This is a genomic window from Pseudomonas sp. HMSC066A08, assembly GCF_001813025.1.
Lineage (GTDB): Bacteria > Pseudomonadota > Gammaproteobacteria > Pseudomonadales > Pseudomonadaceae > Pseudomonas > Pseudomonas aeruginosa.
On the sequence record NZ_KV811371.1, the window covers coordinates 142466 to 164624 of the forward strand.

General features: G+C 66.5%; 18 protein-coding genes and 1 pseudogene. 6 read left to right on the forward strand and 13 right to left on the reverse strand.

Features of this window, described 5'->3' with window-relative positions:
• From HMPREF2886_RS29185 to HMPREF2886_RS29210, 6 genes are all read right to left on the reverse strand, one after another.
• The coding region (locus HMPREF2886_RS29185) for an MFS transporter (protein ID WP_139148433.1) at nt 1-769 on the reverse strand (769 nt) is incomplete at its 3' end.
• A gap of 577 nt (nt 770-1346) precedes the next feature.
• Complete coding sequence (locus HMPREF2886_RS29190) at nt 1347-1715, reverse strand: DUF2195 family protein (protein ID WP_070748873.1); 369 nt, start codon at nt 1713-1715, stop codon at nt 1347-1349.
• 189 nt (nt 1716-1904) lie between these two features.
• Nucleotides 1905-2459, reverse strand: a complete 555-nt coding sequence (locus HMPREF2886_RS29195) for a BRO-N domain-containing protein (RefSeq protein ID WP_070748875.1) — start codon at nt 2457-2459, stop codon at nt 1905-1907.
• A 530-nt stretch (nt 2460-2989) separates the two neighbouring features.
• The gene (locus HMPREF2886_RS29200) at nt 2990-3523 is read right to left on the reverse strand and encodes an REP-associated tyrosine transposase (protein ID WP_070748877.1); all 534 of its coding nucleotides are present in this window, start codon (nt 3521-3523) and stop codon (nt 2990-2992) included.
• A gap of 354 nt (nt 3524-3877) precedes the next feature.
• Complete coding sequence (locus HMPREF2886_RS29205; RefSeq protein WP_003086547.1) at nt 3878-5125, reverse strand: ribonucleotide-diphosphate reductase subunit beta; 1248 nt, start codon at nt 5123-5125, stop codon at nt 3878-3880.
• A 263-nt stretch (nt 5126-5388) separates the two neighbouring features.
• Nucleotides 5389-8280, reverse strand: a complete 2892-nt coding sequence (locus tag HMPREF2886_RS29210; protein ID WP_003082358.1) for a ribonucleoside-diphosphate reductase subunit alpha — start codon at nt 8278-8280, stop codon at nt 5389-5391.
• Between the two features lie 732 nt (nt 8281-9012).
• Here HMPREF2886_RS29210 and HMPREF2886_RS29215 point away from each other — a divergent pair.
• The 3 genes from HMPREF2886_RS29215 to HMPREF2886_RS29225 all read left to right on the forward strand — a co-directional run bounded on the left by HMPREF2886_RS29215 (nt 9013) and on the right by HMPREF2886_RS29225 (nt 11956).
• Entirely contained in the window at nt 9013-9723 is a 711-nt protein-coding gene (locus HMPREF2886_RS29215) for a winged helix-turn-helix domain-containing protein (protein ID WP_033969263.1), read from the forward strand.
• Between the two features lie 87 nt (nt 9724-9810).
• Nucleotides 9811-11427 (forward strand): ATP-binding protein, encoded by a 1617-nt coding sequence (locus HMPREF2886_RS29220; protein WP_033969262.1) that lies wholly within the window; start codon nt 9811-9813, stop codon nt 11425-11427.
• Nucleotides 11428-11746: 319 nt separating this feature from the next.
• The gene (locus tag HMPREF2886_RS29225; protein WP_003082372.1) at nt 11747-11956 is read left to right on the forward strand and encodes a cold-shock protein; all 210 of its coding nucleotides are present in this window, start codon (nt 11747-11749) and stop codon (nt 11954-11956) included.
• A gap of 104 nt (nt 11957-12060) precedes the next feature.
• On the opposite strand, the gene HMPREF2886_RS29230 is transcribed toward HMPREF2886_RS29225, so the two are convergent.
• The 4 genes from HMPREF2886_RS29230 to ndvB form a co-directional block, all read right to left on the reverse strand.
• Nucleotides 12061-12444 carry a hypothetical protein gene (locus HMPREF2886_RS29230; RefSeq protein WP_003163102.1) on the reverse strand — a complete coding sequence of 128 codons (384 nt, stop codon included), beginning with the start codon at nt 12442-12444 and terminating at the stop codon, nt 12061-12063.
• A 17-nt stretch (nt 12445-12461) separates the two neighbouring features.
• Complete coding sequence (locus HMPREF2886_RS29235; protein ID WP_033969259.1) at nt 12462-13265, reverse strand: putative RNA methyltransferase; 804 nt, start codon at nt 13263-13265, stop codon at nt 12462-12464.
• Complete coding sequence (gene dapE, locus HMPREF2886_RS29240; protein WP_033969258.1) at nt 13265-14416, reverse strand: succinyl-diaminopimelate desuccinylase; 1152 nt, start codon at nt 14414-14416, stop codon at nt 13265-13267. Before dapE ends, HMPREF2886_RS29235 begins: the two co-directional genes overlap by 1 nt.
• A gap of 114 nt (nt 14417-14530) precedes the next feature.
• Entirely contained in the window at nt 14531-17140 is a 2610-nt protein-coding gene (ndvB, locus tag HMPREF2886_RS29245; protein WP_070748879.1) for a glycosyltransferase NdvB, read from the reverse strand.
• A gap of 211 nt (nt 17141-17351) precedes the next feature.
• On the opposite strand from ndvB, the gene tcdA reads away from it, so the two are divergent.
• Nucleotides 17352-18164, forward strand: a complete 813-nt coding sequence (gene tcdA, locus HMPREF2886_RS29250; protein ID WP_003086553.1) for a tRNA cyclic N6-threonylcarbamoyladenosine(37) synthase TcdA — start codon at nt 17352-17354, stop codon at nt 18162-18164.
• Here the strand turns inward: tcdA and HMPREF2886_RS29255 are convergent, their stop codons facing one another.
• A complete protein-coding gene (locus HMPREF2886_RS29255; RefSeq protein WP_033969256.1) occupies nt 18165-18893 on the reverse strand; it encodes a 4'-phosphopantetheinyl transferase family protein in 729 nt (242 codons plus the stop codon).
• A 227-nt stretch (nt 18894-19120) separates the two neighbouring features.
• On the reverse strand, nt 19121-19909 hold the full coding sequence (locus HMPREF2886_RS29260) for a dienelactone hydrolase family protein (protein WP_003086555.1): 789 nt from the start codon (nt 19907-19909) through the stop codon (nt 19121-19123).
• Between the two features lie 175 nt (nt 19910-20084).
• Here HMPREF2886_RS29260 and HMPREF2886_RS29265 point away from each other — a divergent pair, with 175 nt between their 5' ends.
• Nucleotides 20085-20756 (forward strand): polysaccharide lyase family 7 protein, encoded by a 672-nt coding sequence (locus HMPREF2886_RS29265; protein ID WP_042167566.1) that lies wholly within the window; start codon nt 20085-20087, stop codon nt 20754-20756.
• 3 nt (nt 20757-20759) lie between these two features.
• A pseudogene (locus HMPREF2886_RS29270) lies at nt 20760-21197 on the forward strand (lipoxygenase family protein); the annotation flags it as partial.
• A gap of 43 nt (nt 21198-21240) precedes the next feature.
• Here the strand turns inward: HMPREF2886_RS29270 and HMPREF2886_RS29275 are convergent.
• Nucleotides 21241-21975 carry a TerC family protein gene (locus tag HMPREF2886_RS29275; protein ID WP_033969252.1) on the reverse strand — a complete coding sequence of 245 codons (735 nt, stop codon included), beginning with the start codon at nt 21973-21975 and terminating at the stop codon, nt 21241-21243.
• Between the last annotated feature and the right edge of the window lie 184 nt (nt 21976-22159).

Consider the following 22159-nt stretch of genomic DNA (forward strand, 5'->3'; position numbering starts at 1 on the left):
TCGCGTAGCGCGCCGGCTTGAGCAGGAAGTAGGCGATGCCGAGGACCAGCACGTGGGGATTCCTGAGCGCCTTCAGCAGGGCGCCGGAATGGCTCGGCCGGGGCGCGTTGGCGGGGCGCGCGGCCTCGGCCTCCACGGGCGGCAGGCCGACGTCCTGCGGACGGTTGCGCTGGAGGAAGAAGAACAGCACGGCCACCGCCAGCACCACTCCCGCCGAGGACAGGAAGGCTATGCGCCAGTCATGCGTCAACCGATAGGCGCACCAGCCGGCGAATGGCGTCGCCACCAGCCCGCCGAAGGCGTAGCAGGTACTCCACAGGCCGAGCACGCGGCCTCGCTCGTAGGTGGCGAAGAAGGCGCCGATGTTCTTGCACAGCCCCGACCAGCCGGTGGACTGCGCCAGGCCCTGGACCACCATGCAGGCGGCGAAGATCGGCAGGGTGGCGAAGGTACCCATCGCCAGCGCCGCCAGTGCCGAGGTGAGCAAACCGCCGAGCACCACCACGCGGGTGCCGAAGCGGTCGGCGAACACCCCCCACATGAACTGGCCCACGGCGTAGGCGGCCAGGTAGAGGGCATCGAGATCGGCCATGGCGCTCTTGTCGAGTTCGAAGGAGGGGTCTTCGGCGATGCCGAGCTTGGCCACCGAGAAGGCCTTGCGGGTGAAGTAGAAGGCGGCGTAGGCCAGCCAGGTGATGACGAAGATCTGGATGCGCCAGCGCTGGAGCGATTGCCAGCCACGGTGCAGGGTACCGTTGTGGTTGTTCATGTGGGTCCCTATGGGTCTAGACAGTGCGGGGAGGTTGTTCTTGTTGTGCTGCTGCAAAGCTGTCCGGATGCATGGTCTAGGCCAGATGCCTTTGATCATGACTTTTTTCACGCAAGGTTGGGTCTGGTGACGTGCTCCTTCTCGGCCATGCCGAGATAGCAATAGGGTATTGATCAGTAAAGGCGGGGCTTGCCCGGCGATCCGATCAGGCGGATCGGTGAACGGAGGCCAATCTAGCACCGTGATTTTTATTGGTATAGACCAAAAATAGTGCAAAAGGATTTGAATTTTTGCGAGGGAATGCCCTGAATTAATGCGAAAACGTCGCACTGGGAGGGGTGATGCAAGGCATTTATTGAGAAATTTCAGGAGTTTGGAATAGACCAGATTTTCGATGGATAGGCCGAAGGCCCGCCCGGCTGGATGCAAGGCGGGCTTTCATCGCGGAAGCAGGCATAGAAGTCCAGGATTGGCGGGAGACCGAGATGGTTGCCGCTGTGCTCGTTTCAGAGCGGTGAAACGCCGCTTGCAAGGCTGGTCGAGGCCCCGCGCCGGCCGTCGCTGGGGCGGTGGACAGTCAATCGGCGCCGGCGCAGCCGAGACGCACCGCGAGCGTCCTGCCAGTCGCCAGTCGCGTATCCGCCGCCAGCATCAGCGTGCGGACGCCTTCGTGGCGACCGTCGAGCAGGCCTTCCTGAAGGACCAGCGCCTGCGCATTGGCCTGCGTGGCCAGCAGCCGATAGCGCACCAGCGCCGAGGTACAACCGCACTCGCCGGTGGAGCGCCGGGCCTCAAGGGTGATTGGCAGGTGCAGTTGGCCGTCCGCCGTGTGCGGCGCACCGAGTTGGGCGGTGAGGCAGGCGGAGAGGGCATTGTCGAGCGTCGCCGCGTCGGTGAAGGGGCTGGCCAGGCAGAGGCTGCCGAGGAGCAGGGTTTTGGCGTCCATGACGGGGTTCCGCTGGGGCTGAGAGGGAATCATGGCTGAGGTGGGCGGGTGCTGCCAGCCCAGGAGGGCTATCAAGGAAAAACGTCTGGCTGAAACCACCGCTCTATCCGGTGACGAGCGTCGACTTGCATGAACGAGTGGCGTCCTCCACTGCTCAAGCCCTGACTCCTTTCAGGGCGTATGACGGGGTCAGGCCCGGATCAGCGGGCGTGAGCTGTCGAGGAGGTGGGGGCAGTCGGAGAGGGGGATCCAGGTCTTGCCTTGCCAGTGCAGGGTGTCGATCTCGGCGGTTTTCCAGCGCAGCACGGCGCGCTGGGGCGTGGCGTTGGGGCGGGTTTGGCTGCGCAGGCGTGGCAGCACCGAGCCGCTGACCCAGCGGCGCAAACCCCGCGCCGCGCCGGGCACGGCGAGCCAGAGCAGGGCGTAGAGCCCGGACTCGCTGACCAGGCAATCCTGGCGTGGCCCATGGCGTTCGTCATGGAGCCAGGCGAGCCGCCACTGGTCGGCATCCAGGTGCCGTTCCAGCGCATGGCAGAGGGCGAACAAGCGCTCGCGCTGTTCCGCCGTCGCCAGCGGCCACGACGTCTCGTCCCACAACGCCGCCGGCGCCCGACCGCCCAGGTAACGGCCCAGCAGTCGTGCCAGGTCGGAGAGCACGAACCAGCCTTCCTCATCCAGCAGCACGGCGCGCAGGACCCGATGGTGGTGGGTGAAACGGCTGGGGTGGAGGAGGGTGTCAGACATGGCGCACCTCCGGGGAGGTGGTGTTGGTGTCGTGCCGCGAGGGGATGAATGGGGTGGGTTGAAAAACGAATGGCATACGCATGTCCTCAATGGAATACACCGCTACTTTCGGGAGCGGTTTGCCGCTGGGTGGTATGCGTTCTTAGCGCCGACGAATGATTATGGAGTGCACCGATAGCGGTCAACGGTAGGGCGAATAACTGCAAAGCAGTTATCCGTCGATTCTCTGAAGCCATTGCTTGTACATCGGTTTGACGAAGTTTCTTCAATCCCCCGATGCTCGGGCGTTACAGGAAAATCCTGTGTAGCTGCGGATAACGCTTCGCGTTATTCGCCCTACCTCTTCCAGAGAAACATCCGATGCTCCGGTCCGTCCCATCAGGAGGCCGAGCGGAATCGTCGTGTAGGAGGCCGAATGCAGGGGCAAGCGCTTTGGTTACTTTCTCGGGGCCGGCCATCCTGCGAGGCCGAGAAAGACTTGGTAGCCGGGGTAGGGCGAATAACGGCACGGCCGTTATCCGCCAGCAGACTCAAACCCGCTCGGCCGCCCGGACCTCCAAGGAAGGATCACCGGCCCAATCCTCGGGATAAAGCCCTTCAGCCACGGCCCGGTGGAAGGTGGAGAAGGGCCAATCCTTGACCGCTGTAACCAGCCCGTGTTTCACAGGGTTGAGATGGATGTAGCCGAAATGGCGCCGGTAGTCCGTGTCATTGCGAATCAGGTGTTCCCAGTAGCGCTGCTGCCAGATGGCGCGTTGTCCTCGCCGCCGTTGCGCGAAGGTACGTGATTCGTGGCAGGGGATGCGCCGTGCGAAGCCGGACTTGATGACCTTCCAGCGGGTGGCGAAATCCGCGTCGTCGGGCGGCAGGGTCCAGAGGCAATGCATGTGCTCCGGCAGCACGACCCAGGCATCGATGCGGAAGGGATGCCGGCGCCTGGTCTGGGCGACCACGCGGCGCAGCAGGTCGATTTCGCGGGTCAGCAGGTTGGAGCGGCGGTCATGCAGGGTGACGGTGAAGAAATAGGTGCCGCCGGGGACCCAGGTTCGTCGGTAGCTTGGCATTGGGGATCGTCCGTGTATCCAGAAGGATTTCGGAGCGTACCTTGGCCAGCTGGCGGATAACGCTGCGCGTTATTCGCCCTACGGAGATTTCAGATTGAGCGAATGGTTGGGCATGTTTTTATTTCTTGTTTTCTAGGGCTGTTTGACTCAAATAGTCTGTCGATGGTGTCTTGGGGATAGTGAGCTTGGCACATATCTTCTATTTGATTTGGTGAATTAACTTGCTGAACACCTTGGGTTTTTATTTCTCTTTAATGAAGAACCCCGCACAAGGCGGGGCTCTTCATCTCTACCACTGTCCCGAAATCCCTTTCCGGCGACAGCGTCTAACGGTCTTGACCTAAATCGAGAATCTCAATCCCAGCTCAGTGCTCCGCCCGTCTGGTACTCGATAACCCGCGTCTCGAAGAAGTTCTTCTCCTTCTTCAGGTCCATGATCTCCGACATCCACGGGAACGGGTTGGTGGTCCCCGGATACTCTTCCTTCAGGCCGATCTGGGTCAGGCGCCGGTTGGCGATGAACTTCAGGTAGTCCTCCATCATCGCCGCGTTCATGCCCAGCACCCCGCGCGGCATGGTGTCGCGCGCGTATTCGATCTCCAGCTGGGTGCCCTGGAGGATCATCTGGGTCGCCTCGTCCTTCATCTGGGCGTCCCACAGGTGCGGGTTCTCGATCTTGATCTGGTTGATCACGTCGATGCCGAAGTTCAGGTGCATCGACTCGTCGCGGAGGATGTACTGGAACTGCTCGGCGGTGCCGGTCATCTTGTTGCGGCGGCCCATGGAGAGGATCTGGGTGAAGCCGCAGTAGAAGAAGATGCCTTCCAGCACGCAGTAGTAGGCGATCAGGTTACGCAGGAACTGGCGGTCGGTTTCCGGGGTGCCGGTCTGGAACATCGGGTCGGAGATCGAGCGGGTGTACTTCAGGCCCCACGAGGCCTTCTTCGCCACGCTGGGGATCTCGTGGTACATGTTGAAGATCTCGCCCTCGTCCATGCCCAGCGACTCGATGCAGTACTGGTAGGCGTGGGTGTGGATCGCCTCTTCGAAGGCCTGGCGCAGGATGTACTGGCGGCACTCGGGGTTGGTGATCAGGCGATAGACGGCCAGCACCAGGTTGTTGGCGACCAGCGAGTCGGCGGTGGAGAAGAAGCCGAGGTTGCGCATGACGATGCGCCGCTCGTCCTCGCTGAGGCCGTCCTTGCTCTTCCACAGGGCGATGTCGGCGTTCATGTTGACTTCCTGCGGCATCCAGTGGTTGGCGCAACCATCCAGATACTTCTGCCAGGCCCAGTCGTACTTGAAGGGGACGAGCTGGTTGAGGTCGGCGCGGGCGTTGATCATCTGCTTGTCGCCGACCTGCACGCGCGCGGCGGAGCCTTCGAGGTCGTCCAGGCCTTCCTGGATGTCGAGGTCGTTCAGGGCTTTCTTGGCGCGGGCGACGGCGTCGGAGTCGTCGGCGGAAACGGCGCGCGCTTCTTCCACCGAGCCGGCGGCTTCGTCGTCCAGCTTGTCATGGCCCTGGGCAACGGCCTGGGCGGCGGCGGGCGCGGCCTTGGCTTCGGTCGGGTCTTCTTTGTCGAATTCGTCCCAGCTCAGCATCTTGCTCTCTCCTGGTCTGGCGGCCGTCTCGGCGGCCTGGATATGGGGCGTGAGGTGCACGCGAAAGCGGTGGTCCGGCACGGTCTGGCCGGGCCGTTCTTCTCCCCCGGAGGGAAGAAGGGGATTGTTCCTGGCCCTGGCGAGGGGCCTTGTGCTGCCAGCGTGGCGCTGGACGAGCGACCGTCAGGCGCCGGGCAGGCCGGACCCACGAGAGGAGTCCGGCCTGCCCGGCCGCGACACGGATGCCGTTCAGCGATGCGCGATCACTGGCAGGCTTCGCAGTCGGGGTTGTCGATGCTGCATGCCTGCGGCACCGGCGCCGGCTTCGGCTCGGCGGCCGGGGCGGCTTGCAGGCCGTCGTTGCCACCGGCCGACACGGCGTTGAGCTTGCCGGTGTTGATGGTGGACTTCTCGGTGCTGGTGGCGGCCAGGGCACGGAGGTAGTAGGTGGTCTTCAGGCCGCGGAACCAGGCCATGCGGTAGGTCACGTCGAGCTTCTTGCCCGAGGCGCCGGCGATGTACAGGTTCAGCGACTGGGCCTGGTCGATCCACTTCTGGCGACGGCTGGCGGCTTCGACGATCCAGCGGGTCTCGACTTCGAACGCGGTGGCGTAGAGGTCCTTGAGGTCCTGCGGGATGCGCTCGATCTGCTGCACGGAACCGTCGTAGTACTTCAGGTCGTTGACCATGACCGGGTCCCACAGGCCGCGGGCCTTGAGGTCGCGTACCAGGTAGGGGTTGATCACGGTGAACTCGCCGGAGAGGTTCGACTTGACGTACAGGTTCTGGTAGGTCGGCTCGATCGACTGCGAGACGCCGGTGATGTTGGCGATGGTCGCGGTCGGCGCGATGGCCATGATGTTCGAGTTGCGGATGCCTTTCTGTACGCGCTCGCGCAGCGGCGCCCAGTCGAGGGTTTCCGACAGGTCGACTTCGATGTACTTGGCGCCGCGCTCTTCGATCAGCTTCTTCTCCGAGTCGATCGGCAGGATGCCTTGCGACCACAGCGAGCCCTGGAAGGTCTGGTAGGCGCCGCGCTCGTCGGCCAGGTCGCAGGAAGCCTGGATCGCGTAGTAGCTGATGGCTTCCATGGACTGGTCGGCGAAGGCGATGGCCGCGTCCGAACCGTAGGGGATGTGCTGCAGGTACAGGGCGTCCTGGAAGCCCATGATGCCCAGGCCGACCGGACGGTGCTTGAAGTTGGAGTTCTGCGCCTGCGGGACCGAGTAGTAGTTGATGTCGATGACGTTATCGAGCATGCGTACCGCGGTCTTGACGGTCTTCTCCAGCTTGGCGGTGTCCAGCTTGCCGTCGACGATGTGGTTGACCAGGTTGATCGAGCCCAGGTTGCAGACGGCGATCTCGTCCTTGTTGGTGTTCAGGGTGATCTCGGTGCAGAGGTTCGAGCTGTGCACCACGCCCACGTGCTGCTGCGGGCTGCGCAGGTTGCACGGGTCCTTGAAGGTCAGCCACGGGTGGCCGGTCTCGAACAGCATGGAGAGCATCTTGCGCCACAGGTCCTTGGCCTGGACGACCTTGTGCAGCTTCAGCTTGCCGTAGCTGGCCAGGGCCTCGTAGTACTCGTAGCGCTCCTCGAAGGCTTTGCCGTAGAGGTCGTGCAGGTCGGGGACGTCGGACGGCGAGAAGAGGGTCCAGGAGCCGTCGTCGAAGACGCGCTTCATGAACAGGTCGGGGATCCAGTTGGCGGTGTTCATGTCGTGGGTACGACGACGGTCGTCACCGGTGTTCTTGCGCAGCTCGAGGAATTCCTCGATGTCCAGGTGCCAGGTCTCCAGGTAGGCGCAGACCGCGCCCTTGCGCTTGCCGCCCTGGTTGACCGCGACCGCGGTGTCGTTGACCACTTTCAGGAAGGGCACGACGCCCTGGGACTTGCCGTTGGTGCCCTTGATGTAGGAGCCCAGCGCGCGCACCGGGGTCCAGTCGTTGCCCAGGCCGCCGGCGAATTTCGACAGCATGGCGTTGTCGTGGATGGCGCCGTAGATGCCCGACAGGTCGTCCGGCACGGTGGTCAGGTAGCAGCTGGAGAGCTGCGGACGCAGGGTGCCGGCGTTGAACAGGGTGGGGGTGGAACTCATGTAGTCGAAGGACGACAGCAGGTTGTAGAACTCGATGGCACGTGCCTCGCGGTCCTTCTCCTCGATGGCCAGGCCCATGGCCACGCGCATGAAGAAGATCTGCGGCAGTTCGAAGCGGATGCCGTCCTTGTGGATGAAGTAGCGGTCGTACAGGGTCTGCAGGCCGAGGTAGGTGAACTGCTGGTCGCGCTCGTGATCGATGGCCTTGCCCAGTTTCTCCAGGTCGAATTCCTTCAGCTTGGCATCGACCAGCTCGAACTCGGCGCCTTTCTCGATGTAGGCCGGCAGGGCCTTGGCGTACAGCTCGGCCATTTCGTGATGGGTGGCGCTCTCGGCCACGCCGAGGAAGCCCAGGGCTTCGGCGCGCAGGGTGTCCATCAGCAGGCGGGCGGTGACGTAGGAGTAGTTCGGCTCGCGCTCGACCAGGGTGCGCGCGGTCATCACCAGGGCGGTGTTGACGTCCTTCTCGGCGACGCCGTCGTAGAGGTTCTTCAGGGTCTCGCGCTCGATCAGCGCGCCGTCCACCTCGGCCAGGCCTTCGCAGGCTTCGCTGATGATGGTGTTCAGGCGGCCCATGTCCAGCGGCGACAGGCTGCCGTCGGCGCGGGTGATGCGGATGCTCGGGTGCGGCTGGGCGACGTCGCTGGCGGCGCCGGCGTTCTTGCGCTCGGCGGCGCGGGCTTCGCGGTAGATCACGTAGTCGCGGGCGACCTTCTGCTCGCCGGCGCGCATCAGGGCCAGTTCGACCTGGTCCTGGATCTCTTCGATGTGGATGGTGCCGCCGGACGGCATGCGGCGCTTGAAGGTGGCGGTGACCTGCTCGGTCAGGCGGCGCACGGTGTCATGGATACGCGACGAGGCGGCGGCGGTGCCGCCTTCCACGGCGAGGAACGCCTTGGTGATGGCCACGGTGATCTTGTCATCGGTGTAGGGGACTACGGTGCCGTTGCGCTTGATCACGCGCAGCTGGCCCGGCGCGGTGGCGGCCAGATCCTGCGACGAATCGGCGGCCTGCGGCGCGCTGGCCTGCGGGTTCTCGCGTGTGGTGTCGGTATGCATGGGTGGGTATCTCCACGTTCTCGTAATGGTTTTGCTAGCGGGCGCCGGGGCGCCCATTCCCTTGAATCGATAAAGAGCCGGGCAGCCGGCCTCGCGGCGGCTGCTTCATTCGAATGCTGAGGGTGGGGACTGTGAGTGCCTCCCTGGCCCTGGCGGGTTCGTGGCGTTTTGCCGTCGAACACAATACCTAGTGGTGTTGACTGTCTGTTTACAGAGTCCGTTGCAACACCCGTACCGCTTTTCCATCGTCATGAAGGGCTCCTTGCGGTGAGCGCCGTCGATGCTTTCAGTACGTCTGGAAAATGCTTTTTTGCGGAGCCGCCGGAGCCATCAGAGTGGTCCGTGCACGGTTGGTTCCGTTGTAGCCGTTCGTGCGCTCGAAACCCAAGATATAGGGGGTGGCGACGGTGGGGATACAAGATAATGCGCTGATGGGGTGTTTGCAAGGTGACAGTCTGGGGGAAACCTGTGGATAAAGTGTGGGTCTTCTGTGCGTGAGTCCTAGGAAACGTCTGTAGGCCGCGGCAGCGCTGGAGAATGCCATTCGTCGCCCTCGGAAAGCACCGGCGCAGACCCACTCCCCAACCTTTCGGGGCGCGCACCCTACCCACAATATGTAGTGTTTGCAAGATGTTCCTCGCGTGCTGCCGCGCGTCCCCCGTATTGGCTACAATGCGGGCCGCTCTGAGGGGGCCGCGCGGCGGCTCCGGGACCGCGATACGAGGAGGCTGTGTGGAGCAAGAAGCCTGGCGCATCCTGATCGTCGAGGACGATCGACGCCTGGCCGAGCTGACCCGGGAATACCTGGAAGGCAACGGCCTGAAGGTCGATATCGAAGCCAACGGCGCGCTCGCGGCGGCGCGGATCCTCGCCGAATGCCCGGACCTGGTGGTGCTCGACCTGATGCTGCCGGGCGAGGACGGCCTGTCCATCTGCCGCCAGGTGCGTCCGCAGTTCGACGGTCCGATCCTGATGCTCACCGCGCGCACCGACGACATGGACGAGGTGCTCGGCCTGGAGATGGGCGCCGACGACTACGTGTGCAAGCCGGTGCGCCCGCGTGTGCTGCTGGCGCGCATCCGTGCCCTGTTGCGGCGCAGCGAGGCGCCGGAAGCGGGCGCTCCGGCGGCGGACAGCAAGCGCCTGGCGTTCGGTCGGCTGGTGATCGACAACGCGATGCGCGAGGCCTGGCTGGACGGGACCACCATCGAGCTGACCAGCGCCGAGTTCGACCTGCTCTGGCTGCTGGCGGCGAACGCCGGGCGCATTCTCTCCCGCGAAGAGATCTTCAACGCCCTGCGCGGCATCGAGTACGACGGCCAGGACCGTTCCATCGACGTGCGCATCTCGCGAATCCGCCCGAAGATCGGCGACGACCCGATGCACCCGCGGCTGATCAAGACCGTGCGCAGCAAGGGCTACCTGTTCGTCGGCGAGGGCTGAGGCGCTTTTTTCCAGCGGGCCGGGGCGCGGGCGTCCCGGTCGGCCGGCCAGAATCAACAGCAGCGGACAGCGGCCGGGGGCTCGCCGATGAAATCCATCTTCCTGCGCATCTATGGCGGCATGCTCCTGGCCCTGCTGCTGGTCAGCGGCCTGGGCCTGCTCGGCCTGCACTGGATCAACGAGGTGCGCGGCGAGCACTACCGCGAGGAACTGGCGCGCGGCACCTTCCGCCTGATGGCCGACAACCTGCAACCGATGACCGCCACCGAGCGCAAGCGCGCCCTGGCGCAGTGGAGCCGGTTGCTGGGTATTCCCCTGCAACTGCGCGGGCTGGATGAGCTGCGGATGGACGGACGCAGCCGCGCGCGCCTGATGAACGGCCAGGTGCTGGTGAAGCAGACCGCCGAGCACGCCGTCACCGTCTATACCCAGGCCAGCGCCGCCGAGAACCTGGTGCTCAGCGGCGAGGTGCAGCAGGTCAGCGAGCAACTGGCGCGGGCCACGGTGTACCTGCTGATGGACGAACTGGTGCGCTACCCGGCCAGCGAACAGCCTTACCACCTGGCGCGGATCGTCCGCGACAAGCGCTTCGGTTTCCCGGTGCACCTGCTCCAGGTCAAGGAGCTGGACCTCGACGACGACCAGCGCCGGCGGGTGGTGGAGGGCGACACGGTGATGGCGCTGGGCAAGGACGGCGACTCGATCCGCATCTTCGCCGGCATCCTCGACACGCCCTGGGTGCTGGAGCTGGGCCCGCTGTTCCAGATGAACCTCTATCCGCCGCAGCTGCTGTTGCTGCTCGGCGCGCTGTGCCTGAGCTTCATCGGCCTGATCACCTACCTGCTGGTGCGTCGTCTGGAGCAGCGCCTGCGCAGCCTGGAGGCGGCCGCCACGCGGATCGCCCGCGGCAGCCTGGACACCCGCGTCGAGGTGCGCGGCGGCGACTCGGTGGGACGCCTGGGCGCGGCCTTCAACCATATGGCCGAGCATATCCACCGGCTGCTGACGGTGCAGCGCGAGATGGTTCGCGCGGTGTCCCACGAGCTGCGCACGCCGGTGGCGCGGTTGCGCTTCGGCCTGGAGATGATCGAGGCCGCCGAGACCGACGGCGCACGCCTGAAGTACCTGGAGGGCATGGACAACGATATCCAGGACCTCGACAAGCTGGTCGACGAGATGCTCACCTACGCGCGCCTGGAACAGGGCTCGCCGCCGCTGACCTACCAGCGCCTGGAGCTGGGTGCGCTGGTGCGCCAGGTGGTGGAGGAGATCGCTCCGCTGCGCCGCGAGGTGCTGGTCAGTTGCGAGGAGGGCGCACTGGTGCCTGAGGAACTGGGAAGCTGGATCGAGGCCGAGCCGCGCTACCTGCATCGGGCCTTGCAGAACCTGCTGACCAATGCGCTGCGGCATGCCGATCGTCGGGTCAGGATCAGCTACCGGGTCAGCCTGGAGCGTTGCCGGGTGGATGTCGAGGACGACGGGCCGGGGGTGCCGGAGGCGCAATGGGAGCGGCTCTTTACGCCATTCCTACGCCTGGACGATAGCCGGACCCGGGCTTCCGGCGGGCATGGCCTGGGACTGTCCATCGTCCGGCGGATCGTCTACTGGCATGGCGGTCGGGCCTCCATCGGCCGCAGCGAGACTCTGGGCGGTGCCTGCTTCACCCTGGCCTGGCCGCGCAAGGCAGGTCTGCGCGACCGCTGAAAAGCCGACGGAAATATGGCGGCTAGCTATCTGCAAGTGCATGCGCAGACGTATTCCAGGCGTAGCGAAAACATATCGGAAGGCCAGTCCCGCCGGGCGTGGCGAGTATTCCGCCAGGGGCTAAAAAAGTCCTTTTCAGTTGGACTCGTTTGTTTATACTCCGGGACGCGGTGGCTAGTGGAACGCCATTCGAAATGCCCGCTCCAACGGCATTTTGCCGGGGTCGGATAACAAGAACAGCGTTGCGCAGCCGAACCGTCGAAGTCTTCCCGGATTGGGAAGGCCACTTATAAAAAATTGCAAGTTGGAGAGTGTGGTAATGGCTGATCGTGAGGTCGGAACCGTCAAGTGGTTCAATGACGCCAAAGGTTATGGATTCATTCAACGCGATAGCGGTCCGGACGTGTTCGTTCACTACCGCGCCATCCGCGGCGAGGGTCACCGCTCCCTGGTGGAAGGCCAGAAAGTGGAATTCTCGGTGATCCAGGGCCAGAAAGGCCTGCAAGCGGAAGACGTCTCCAAGGTCTGATTCCCGCAAGCAAAAGCCCGTCGCGAGACGGGCTTTTGTCATCCAGCGCATCCACCCCGCCAGGCCCCGTTGGGCGGCCCCTCGCAGCGCGGGGTTTTCGTCGTTCAGGCGGTGCGCCAGGTAATTTCCTCGACGCCCCCGGCGTCGACCCGCAGCCAGCGGTCGGCATCCTCTTCGCCCTGGTTTTCCTCCCAGCCGCCCGGCGCGCAGCGGATCTCCACGCCGAGCGCGGCATGCGCGGCCCTGGCGCAGGCGAGGTCGTCGTCCCAGGGCGTGCTGTCGCTCTCCAAGAACAGGCTGTGCCACTTGCCCACCGCCTTCGGCAGCCAGGTGACGCGCACCGCGCCGTGCTCGCCGCGGGCGGTGCACTTGAGGGTCTGGCCGCGCTCCTGCCATGGGCCGCAGGGCCCCAGCGCCTGTTCCAGCCAGGCGGCGACGGCCGCGTGCTCGGCGTCTTTCAGGTAGATCTCGATATCCGGTTGGCGCATGGGGTCCTCGGGGACGGTCAGTCGCGTTGCAGCCAATCGTAGCGCACCGCCACGCTGACTTCGAAGGGTTCGGCCAGGATTCGCGCGCGGCGCTCGGGGTTGACCCGCCAGCCGTGCGGGGTCATGGCCAGGAGGTTTTCCCGCGCGTCGTAGCTGTCCAGCGCCAGGCGGAACTCGAGGGTCTCGGTGTGGCGCAGGCGCAGTTGCGCGGGCAGGCCGGCGAGGTGCTTGTCGTCGGCGTAGTCGCGCACGTCGTCATAGAGCCGCTGGCGCAGTTCCAGCAGGTGCGCGCTGGCCGGGCCCAGGCGCAGTACGCCGCCGCCGGGGGCGAGGACGCGCACGGCTTCGTTCCAGTCGATCGGGCTGAACACGCTGGCGATCAGCTCGCAACTGGCGTCGGCCAGCGGCAGCCGGGCCATGCTCGCCACCAGCCAGGACAGCTGCGGCGCGCGGCGGCAGGCGCGTTTCACCGCCTCGCGGGAGATATCCAGGGCATAGCCGTCGGCGCCGGCCAGGGCTTCGCCGAGCCGGGCGCTGTAGTAGCCCTCGCCGCAACCGATATCCAGCCAGCGTCGCGGCGCGCGTTCGCCGGCCAGTTCGGCCAGGCGCCGGGCCAGCGGCGCGTAGTGGCCGGCGCCGAGGAACTGGCGACGGGCCTCGACCATGGCGGCGTTGTCGCCCGGATCGAGGCTTTTCTTGTGCTGCACCGGCAGCAGGTTCAGGTAGCCCTGGCGGGCGCGGTCGAAGCGGTGCCCGGCGGGGCAGGCGACGCCGTTGTCGACCTCGCCCAGGGCGGCGGAGCAGAGCGGGCAGATCAGCATCAGGCGAGCAGCCTCACCAGGGTCTGGTAGTAGATTTCGGTGAGCAGCTCCAGGTCGCTGGCCAGGACCCGCTCGTTGACCTGGTGGATGGTGGCGTTGACCGGGCCGAGTTCGACCACCTGGGTGCCCATGGTGGCGATGAAGCGTCCGTCGGAGGTGCCGCCGCTGGTCGAGGGCTGGGTCTCGCGGCCGGTGACCGCCTTGATGCTGGCGGCCACCGCATCGAGCAGTTCGCCCGGCTCGGTGAGGAACGGCAGGCCGGACAGCGCCCATTCGACGTGCCAGTCCAGGCCGTGCTTGTCGAGGATCGCCTCGACGCGTTTCTGCAGGCCTTCGACGGTGGATTCGGTGGAGAAGCGGAAGTTGAACAGCGCGGTCAGTTCGCCGGGGATGACGTTGGTGGCGCCGGTGCCGGAGTTCAGGTTGGAAACCTGGAAGCTGGTCGGCGGGAAGAAGGCATTGCCGTCGTCCCAGTGTTCCGCCGCCAGTTCGGCCAGCGCCGGGGCGGCCAGGTGGATCGGGTTCTTCGCCAGGTGCGGGTAGGCCACATGGCCCTGTACGCCGCGGATGGTCAGCTTGGCGCCGAGGGAGCCGCGGCGGCCGTTCTTCACCACGTCGCCGACCAGGCTGGTGCTCGACGGTTCGCCGACGATGCACCAGTCCAGGCGCTCGCCGCGTGCGGCGAGGCGTTCGACCACCGCCTTGGTGCCGTGGTGGGCCGGGCCTTCCTCGTCGCTGGTGATGAGGAAGGCGATGGCGCCCTTGTGCCCCGGGTGGTCGGCGACGAAGCGCTCGACGGCGACGATCATCGACGCGAGGCTGCCTTTCATGTCCGCCGCGCCGCGCCCGCAGAGCATGCCCTGGTCGTCGATCAGGGCGTCGAAGGGTTGGTGCTGCCAGGCCTGCAGCGGGCCGGTGGGCACCACGTCGGTGTGCCCGGCGAAGCACAGCACCGGGCCGTCGCCGCCGCGCCGTGCCCAGAAGTTGTCCACCTCCTCGATGCGCATCGGCTCCAGGGCGAAACCGGCGGCTTCCAGGCGGCGCATCATCAGGGCCTGGCAGTCGGCGTCGAGGGGCGTGACGGAGGGGCGGCGGATCAACTCGCAGGCGAGTTCGAGGGTCGGCGAGAGACTCGGCGAAGAGGCGGTCATGGGGAGGGCATCCTGAGCGGGTCGAGCGGAAAGGGGGAATCTTAAAGCATAAACGCGGGCGAAGGGACGCCGTTTAGGCGAGCGGGGCCGGCTGTCCCGACGCCTCGCCCGACCTCAACCGCCGATCCGCTCGGCGCCGCCGGCCAGTTCCTCGCGCGGTTTCGGCAGCGACGAGAGCAGGGCCATGACCAGCGCCGCCAGGTAGGGCAGCGATTGCACCAGGAGCATGGCGACCCAGATCAGCAGGTCGCGGCTCGGCACGCCCTGAACCGCCACGATGCCGGCCGCCGCGCCCCACAGCAGGAGCATCACGAAGACTTCCTCGCGGGCCTCCGCCAGGGCCACCAGCAGGCCGTGGCTGGAGCGCATCTTCGGCGTGCGGAAGAACGGGATGCCGCGGGTGACGAAACCGTACAGCACCGCCTTGGCGATGGTGTGCGACAGTGACAGGCCGGCGAGGGCGGCGAAGAACGCGTCGCGCAGGTCGACGCCGACGGTGCGCCGGTAGAGGAAGAGGATCTTGCCGACCTTGAAGGCGAACAGGGCCAGCGGCAGGATCGCGAAGATCAGCAGCGGCGGGTCGACGCGCTTGGGCACGATGATCATCGCCGCCGACCAGAGCAGCGCGCCGAGGGTGAAGAAGATGTTCAGGCCGTCGGCGATCCACGGCAGCCAGCCGGCCACGAAGTGGTAGCGCTGGCCGCGGGTCAGGCGGCTGCCGTCGGGACCGCGGCCGCGCAGCAGGGCGTCGGTATGCCGTTTCATGATCTGGATCGCGCCGTAGGCCCAGCGGAAGCGCTGCTTCTTGAAGTCGATGAAGGTATCGGGCATCACCCCCTTGCCGTAGCTGCGCTCGAAGTAGGCGGCCGACAGGCCCTTCTCGAACACCCGCAGGCCCAGCTCGGCGTCCTCGGTGATGCACCATTCCGGCCATCTCAGCTCGTCCAGCACGCTGCGCCGGATCATGGTCATGGTGCCGTGCTCGATGATCGCGTCGCGGTCGTTGCGGGTGACCATGCCGATGTGGAAGAAGCCCTTGTACTCGGCGTAGCAGAGCCGCTTGAAGGCGCTCTCGTGCTGGTCGCGGTAGTCCTGCGGCGACTGCACCACGGCGATCCGCGGGTCGCCGAAGTGCGGCACCATGTGCCTGAGCCAGTCGGGGTCGACGCAGTAGTCGGCGTCGATCACCGCGACCACCCCGACGTCCGCCGCCACGTGGCCCAGGGCGAAGTTCAGCGCGCCGGCCTTGAAGCCTTCCAGCGGGGCGACGTGGAAGAAGCGGAAGCGCTCGCCCAGGCGCGCGCAGTGCGCCTCGACCGGCTGCCAGACGGCCGGGTCGCGGGTGTTGTTGTCGATCACCAGGACTTCGTAGTCCGGGTAGTCGAGGCGGGCGAGGGCGTCGAGGGTCTGCTTCAGCAGTTCCGGCGGCTCGTTGTAGCAGGGCACGTGGATCGACACCTTGGGCCGATAGGCCTGCGCGGCGGTGATCGGCAGGAATGGCCGGCGCCGCTTGCGCGTCCAGACCGCCTCGGCCAGCTCGTGGGCCTCGGTGAACAGCACGATGACCACCCCCAGCGCGCCGACGCCCAGCAACGCGCCGACGGTCAGGCTGAACCAGGTGCTGTACTGCTGGCTGTAGTCGTAGGCGATCCACACCAGCACCGAGGCGCAGGCGAACGAGACCACGGCGAGGAAGGTCCTCCCGCGCTGGCGCAGCGAGGAACTGTCGATCAGCAGCAGGGTGAAGGCGAGTACCGCGAGTACCGCCGAGGCGATGGCCAGGGCGCGCCACTTGGGAATCGGCACCACCGGCCCGGTGAAGTTGAACTTGGCCTTGCGGTCGGCGTTGTAGACGCCCCAGTAGGCGCCCACCGAGCCTTCGGCGCTGACCTTCCAGGGCTGGTCGAAGGCCTCGATGATGAAGTAGCTGTAGCCTTCGCCGTTGAGCGCGTTGGTCAGGCGCCGCAGGTAGATGGCCTGGTCCGCGGGCGTCGCCTCGGCGCTGCCGCGCATGCGCCCGTTGCTCGGCCAGCCGACCTCGGCGAGCAGCAGCGGCTTCCTCGGGAAGGCGGCCTTGAGTTCGCGCGCGCGTTCGAGCACGAAGTCCACCGCGTCGGCCACCGGCGTGGCCTCCCAGTAGGGCAGGACGTGGGCCGCGATCAGGTCGACGTGTTGCGCCAGTTCCGGGTGTTCGCGGTAGACGTGCCACTGTTCGGCGGTGGTCACCGGAACCTTGACCGCCGCGCGGACCCGGTCGAGGTAGGCGATCAACTGTTCCGCCGTCACCTCGCGGCGGAACAGCGCCTCGTTGCCGACTATCACCCGCACCACGCTCGGCGACTCGTTGGCGATGCGGATGGCGCGGGCGATCTCGGCTTCGTTGCCGGCCGGGTCCGGGCCGAGCCAGATGCCCAGGCTGACGCGCAGGCCGAACGCCTCGGCCAGCGCCGGGATGTCGCCGAGCGCGCCCTGGACCGAATAGGTGCGGATGCTGTGGGTGTGCCGGGCGACCAGTTCCAGGTCGGCGCGCATCTGTTCGGCGCTGGGGTAGCGGCCGCTCTGCGGGTTCTGGTTGAGGCGGAACGGCGAGAAGGAGAAGCCGGAGATGCTTTCCGGCCAGTCCGGTACGCTGACCGGACGGTTGTACAGGGCCCAGATGCCGGTGAAGAGGGCGGCCAGGGCGACGATGACCACCAGGTTGAGCCCGATCTTGCGTGAAGACATAGAGATGAAACCAGGTTCCGGATGTTTCGCTGAACACGGGGCGGCGCATGCTACCCCGCACCCCCCGGGGTGTACAGGCGCCGGGCCGGCGGGTCTGTTGCAAGTCTAGTCCGGCCTGCGCGACGAGCCGTAAGAACGCAGGCGACGCGGCGGCCGCGGCTTTTTATAATGCGCGCGGCAATCCGCGATTCGGTTTCAGAGGTGGTTGGTGATGCAGGTGGATGAACAGCGCTTCGGCGGTATCGGCCGGTTGTACGGTCGCGAGGGGCTGCAACGCCTGGCCGATAGCCACGTCGCGGTGGTCGGCATCGGCGGGGTCGGTTCCTGGGCGGCGGAAGCGCTGGCCCGCAGCGGCGTCGGCGAGATTTCCCTGTTCGACCTCGACGATGTCTGCGTGACCAACACCAACCGCCAGGTGCATGCCATCGAAGGCTCGGTGGGCAAGGCCAAGGTCGAGGTGATGGCGGCGCGCATCCGGGCCATCAACCCGGCCTGCCGGGTTCACGCGGTGGCCGATTTCGTCACCCGCGAGACCATGGCCGAGTACATCGTCGACTTCGACTACCTGATCGACTGCATCGACAGCGTGGCCGCCAAGGCCGCGCTGATCGCCTGGTGCAAGCGGCGCAAGATCCCGGTGATCACCACCGGCGGCGCCGGTGGCCAGGTCGACCCGACGCAGATCCAGGTCGCCGACCTGAACAAGACCTTCAACGACCCGCTGGCGGCCAAGGTGCGTTCCACCCTGCGCCGCGACTACAACTTCTCGCGCACGCCGGGGCGCACCTACAGCGTGCCCTGCGTGTTCTCCAGCGAACAACTGCGCTACCCGAAGCCGGACGGCACGGTGTGCCAGTCGAAGAGTTTCGTCGGCGAAGGGGTGAAGCTGGACTGCGCCGGCGGCTTCGGTGCGGTGATGATGGTCACCGCCACCTTCGGCATGGTCGCCGCCGCCCGCGCCGTCGAGCGCCTGGCGGAAGGCCGCGCGCTGCGGCCGTCGAGGCGCACGCCGGGGAACGCCTGATCAGGCGCCGACCGCCACCAGGCTGAGCAGGCGTTCGTCGAGCACGGCGAACTGGGCGTCCAGCTCGCTGCCGTGGCGCCACTCCGGCGACAGGTCGGTGAGCAGGCGCAGCCGGGCGTGGCCGTCGGTGCGCCATTCCAGCAGTTCCGCATGTTCGAAGTAGAAGCGCTTGCCCACCAGCGGATAGAGCGCCTTGAACAGGCTTTCCTTCAGCGAGAACGCCAGGGTCACCAGCAGGCCGGTGCGTCGCTCCAGGTCGTCGGCGAAGCGCAGGCGCTCGCCTTCGGTGAGGATCTCGCCATGCAGGTAGCGCGCCCGTTCGGCTTCGAGCAGGGTTTCCACGTCCAGGCCGAGCCCGCGCCAGTCGCCGCGCGCCGCCACCAGGGCGGCGGCCCAGCGGTCGCCATGGGTGATCGAGCCGCTGATCGCGGCCGGCCAGACCGGCGCGCGGTCCTCGCCGACGGCCGGCGTCTGGGCGCGGCCATCGAGGGCGAACAGGGCGGCACGTGCGCAGAGGCGCCCGGCGAGAAACTCGGCCTGGCGCTTGGCCACCGCGCGGAGGATGTTCGCCGGCGGCTGGATGCCGGCCAGGGCGAAGTCGCCGGGTTGCAGCAGCGCCGGGTCGAAGCGGGTGCTGCGCAGTTGCACGCCGGGCAGCGCGACGGGCAGCGGCCAGCGGTCGTCCAGCGGGGTGCAGAAGGAGGGGAGACGGTCGTTCATGGCGCGCATTGTGCCGGTTCCCGACGTGGCCCACCAGTCACGCGGCGCTTACACAAGATTGCAAAAGCGCAACAAAGGAAAACGGACCGCGAGGCCCGGTTTTGACAGACTGCGCCGCGCATTCCTGTGGAATGCAGGTGAGGTTGTTTGTTGATGACGGGATACTGTCCTGTCTCGACCTTTCAAGACGGGAGTCCCTCCGGGGACTCCCGTTTTTTTATGCGTCGGCGCAGGGTTCAACCCTGCCCGAAGATGTCCTTGAGGAACGCCTGCAGGTCGGCCCAGGAGCGCCGGTCGGCCTGGCGGTCGTAGCCGATGTCCAGGCCGTGGCCCTTGTGCGCGTCGGCGTCGGGGTTGGTGAAGCCGTGTTTGGCGCCGTCCTGGATCACCACCCGGTAGTCGGCGCCGGCGGCGCTCAGTTCCTGTTTCAGGGCGTCGAGGTCCTTGGCCGGGACCAGGCTGTCGGCGCTGCCGTGCTCCACCAGGATCTTCGCCTTGACGCTGCCCTTGCTGGCCGGGGTAGCGGTGCCGAGGGCGCCGTGGAAGCTCGCCACTCCGGCCAGCGGCAGGCCCTGGCGGGCCATGTCGAGGACGATCTTGCCACCGAAGCAGTAGCCGATCGCGGCGATCTGGCTGGGATCGGTCTGCGGTTGCCGCTTCAGCAGTTCCAGGCCGGCGAGGAAGCGCGCCTTGGCGGCGTCGGCATCCCGGGTCGCGGCCTGCATGAAGGCCATCGCGTCCTGCGGGTGCTCGGTGTGCTTGCCTTCGCCGTACATGTCGATGGCCAGGGCGCTGTAGCCGAGTTCGGCGAGGTCGCGGGCGCGGCGCTTGGCGTAGTCGTTGAGCCCCCACCATTCGTGGACCACGATGACCCCGGGGCGGATTCCCGGCTTGCTGTCGTCGTAGGCGAAATAGCCGACCATGCGCGTGCCGTCGGCGCTCCGGTAGGGCATCTCGCGGGTCTGGATAGCGGCCTGGGCGCTGGCGGCGCAGGCGATGAGCAGCAGGGCGCAGAGCAGGCGCATGGCATCTCTCCGTGAAAGGGTCCCCGATCAAGATAGACGCTTGTGCGCGGGACGCGGGGAAAACCCTCGGTGCCGGCCTTGCGCCGCTCAAACGCGGGCCATTCGGCCAGGCAAAGCGTGCGCCGCTCATCTACCCTATGGGCGAGTCCCTTCCCCTCGCTAGGACACCGTCTGGATGCCTGACCTGAGTACCTGGAACCTGACCATTCCCCAGGGCCGCCCGGCCATCACCATCTCCACCAGCCAATTGCAGCGCGACTACCGCAGCGACTATTTCCAGCGCACCGCCGACGGCATTCGCTTCTGGGTGCCGGTCAACGGCAGCCACACGCGCAACAGCGAGTTTCCGCGCAGCGAGTTGCGCGAGACCCTGTCCAGCGGCAGGCCCTACAACTGGCGTTACGCCAGGGCCGACAACTGGCTGGAGGCGACCCTGCGCATCGAGGCGGTGCCCTCGACCCGGCGCATGATCATCGGCCAGATCCACAGCGATGGCAGCAATAGCGGCCAGGCCGCGCCGCTGGTGAAGCTGCTCTACCAGTTGCGGCTCGACCAGGGGCGGGTCCAGGCGCTGGTCCGCGAGCGGCCGGATGACAGCGGGAGCAGGGTCTACACGCTGATGGATGGGATTCCCCTGGGCCAGTCGTTCAGCTACCGCATCGGCGTTTCCCGCGACGGGCTGCTCAGCGTGTCGGTGAACGGCAGCGCCCTGGAGCAGCGGTTGGATCCGCAGTGGGCCTACCAGGGTTTGTACTTCAAGGCCGGGCTCTATCTGCAGGACAACCGAGGGCCGTCCAGCGAGGGTGGGCGAGCGACGTTCAGTGAGCTGCGCGCTAGCCATCAATGATCGGTCGAGGTGCTGACCAGGGTGATCTTCACTGCCTCCGCGCAGCATGCGGCGGTCAATTTTCCCCAGCCTTCGATGATGACCTACGCGCCAGCGATCTGTGCCACGAGCGCGGCGCCGGCACCGGACTCGCCGAGCGGCAAGAGCGAGGCCGATTGGTTGAAGATGATGCCGCCGACCCTGGTGGCGCTGGAGAAGGTGAACATCTATCACCTGCTCGGTTCGGTCTGCCACGGTCGCCTGGGCGACTACCGGCAGACCGGGTTCCCCTACGCGCCGGTGTTTTCGGACAGGCGGGTGACCGCCAGCGGCGGCCCGCTGGAGCGCTTCCAGGCACGTCTGAAGGAGATCGAGGCGACCATTCGCTCACGCAACCAGGCGCGTCGCAGGCCCTACGAGTACCTGTTGCCGAGCCGGATCCCGGCGAGCACCAATATCTGAGACGGAGGCAGAGGACGGGGCGCCCCTGGGCGCCCCGTTGCTCTTAGCGGCCTTCGCTTTCGGCGGTGTCCGCCGGCGCGGCATGCCGCTGCTTCAACTGGCGGCGCGCCAGGAGGCTGCCGAGGAGGATCACGAACAGCGCGCCGAAGGCCGCCGCACCGTAGTGCAGGTAGGAATCCCATTGCGCGTAGGGCGCCAGCCAGGGCTTCAGGGCGCTGTCGGTGAGCAGCATGCCGCCGGCGATCCAGCCGAGCAGACCGCCGCCGAAGAGGATGATCAGCGGGAAGCGGTCGATCAGGCGCAGGATCAGCTGGCTGCCCCAGACGATGATCGGGATGCTGATCAGCACGCCCAGGGAGACCAGGAAGAAATCTCCGGCCGAGGCGGCGGACAGGGCGATGACGTTGTCCAGGCTCATCACCGCGTCGGCGATGATGATGGTCTTGATCGCGCCGAGCAGGTGGGTGCTGCCCTTGATGTCGTCGCCGTTCTCCTCCTCCGGCAGCAGCAGCTTGATGCCGATCCACAGCAGCAGGAGCGCGCCGATCACCTTGAGGTAGGGCAGGTCGAGCAGGTGCAGGGCGAAGAACAGCAGCAGGATGCGGATCAGGATGGCGCCGGCGACGCCGCCGAAGATCGCCTGCTTGCGCCGGTGCGCCGGCAGGTGCCGGCAGGCGAGGGCGATGACTACGGCGTTGTCGCCGCCCAGGAGGATATCGATGGCGACGATCTGCAGCAGGGCTGTCCAGAACGTCGGGTCGCTCAACCAGTGGATCAAGGTTGTACTCCGAAACGTGTAGTGAGGGTGGAAAGCCGGGGGCGGTGGCGGGTGGCGGCCGCCCGGCTTTCCTGCGGTGGTCTGGGACCGTCGGGGCCGGCTCCGGCTTGTGGACGGAGGCGGGGAACACTGCTTGGACCGGCGAACGCCCGGCCAGTGCCCGGAAAACGGACGCGCGGGTGGC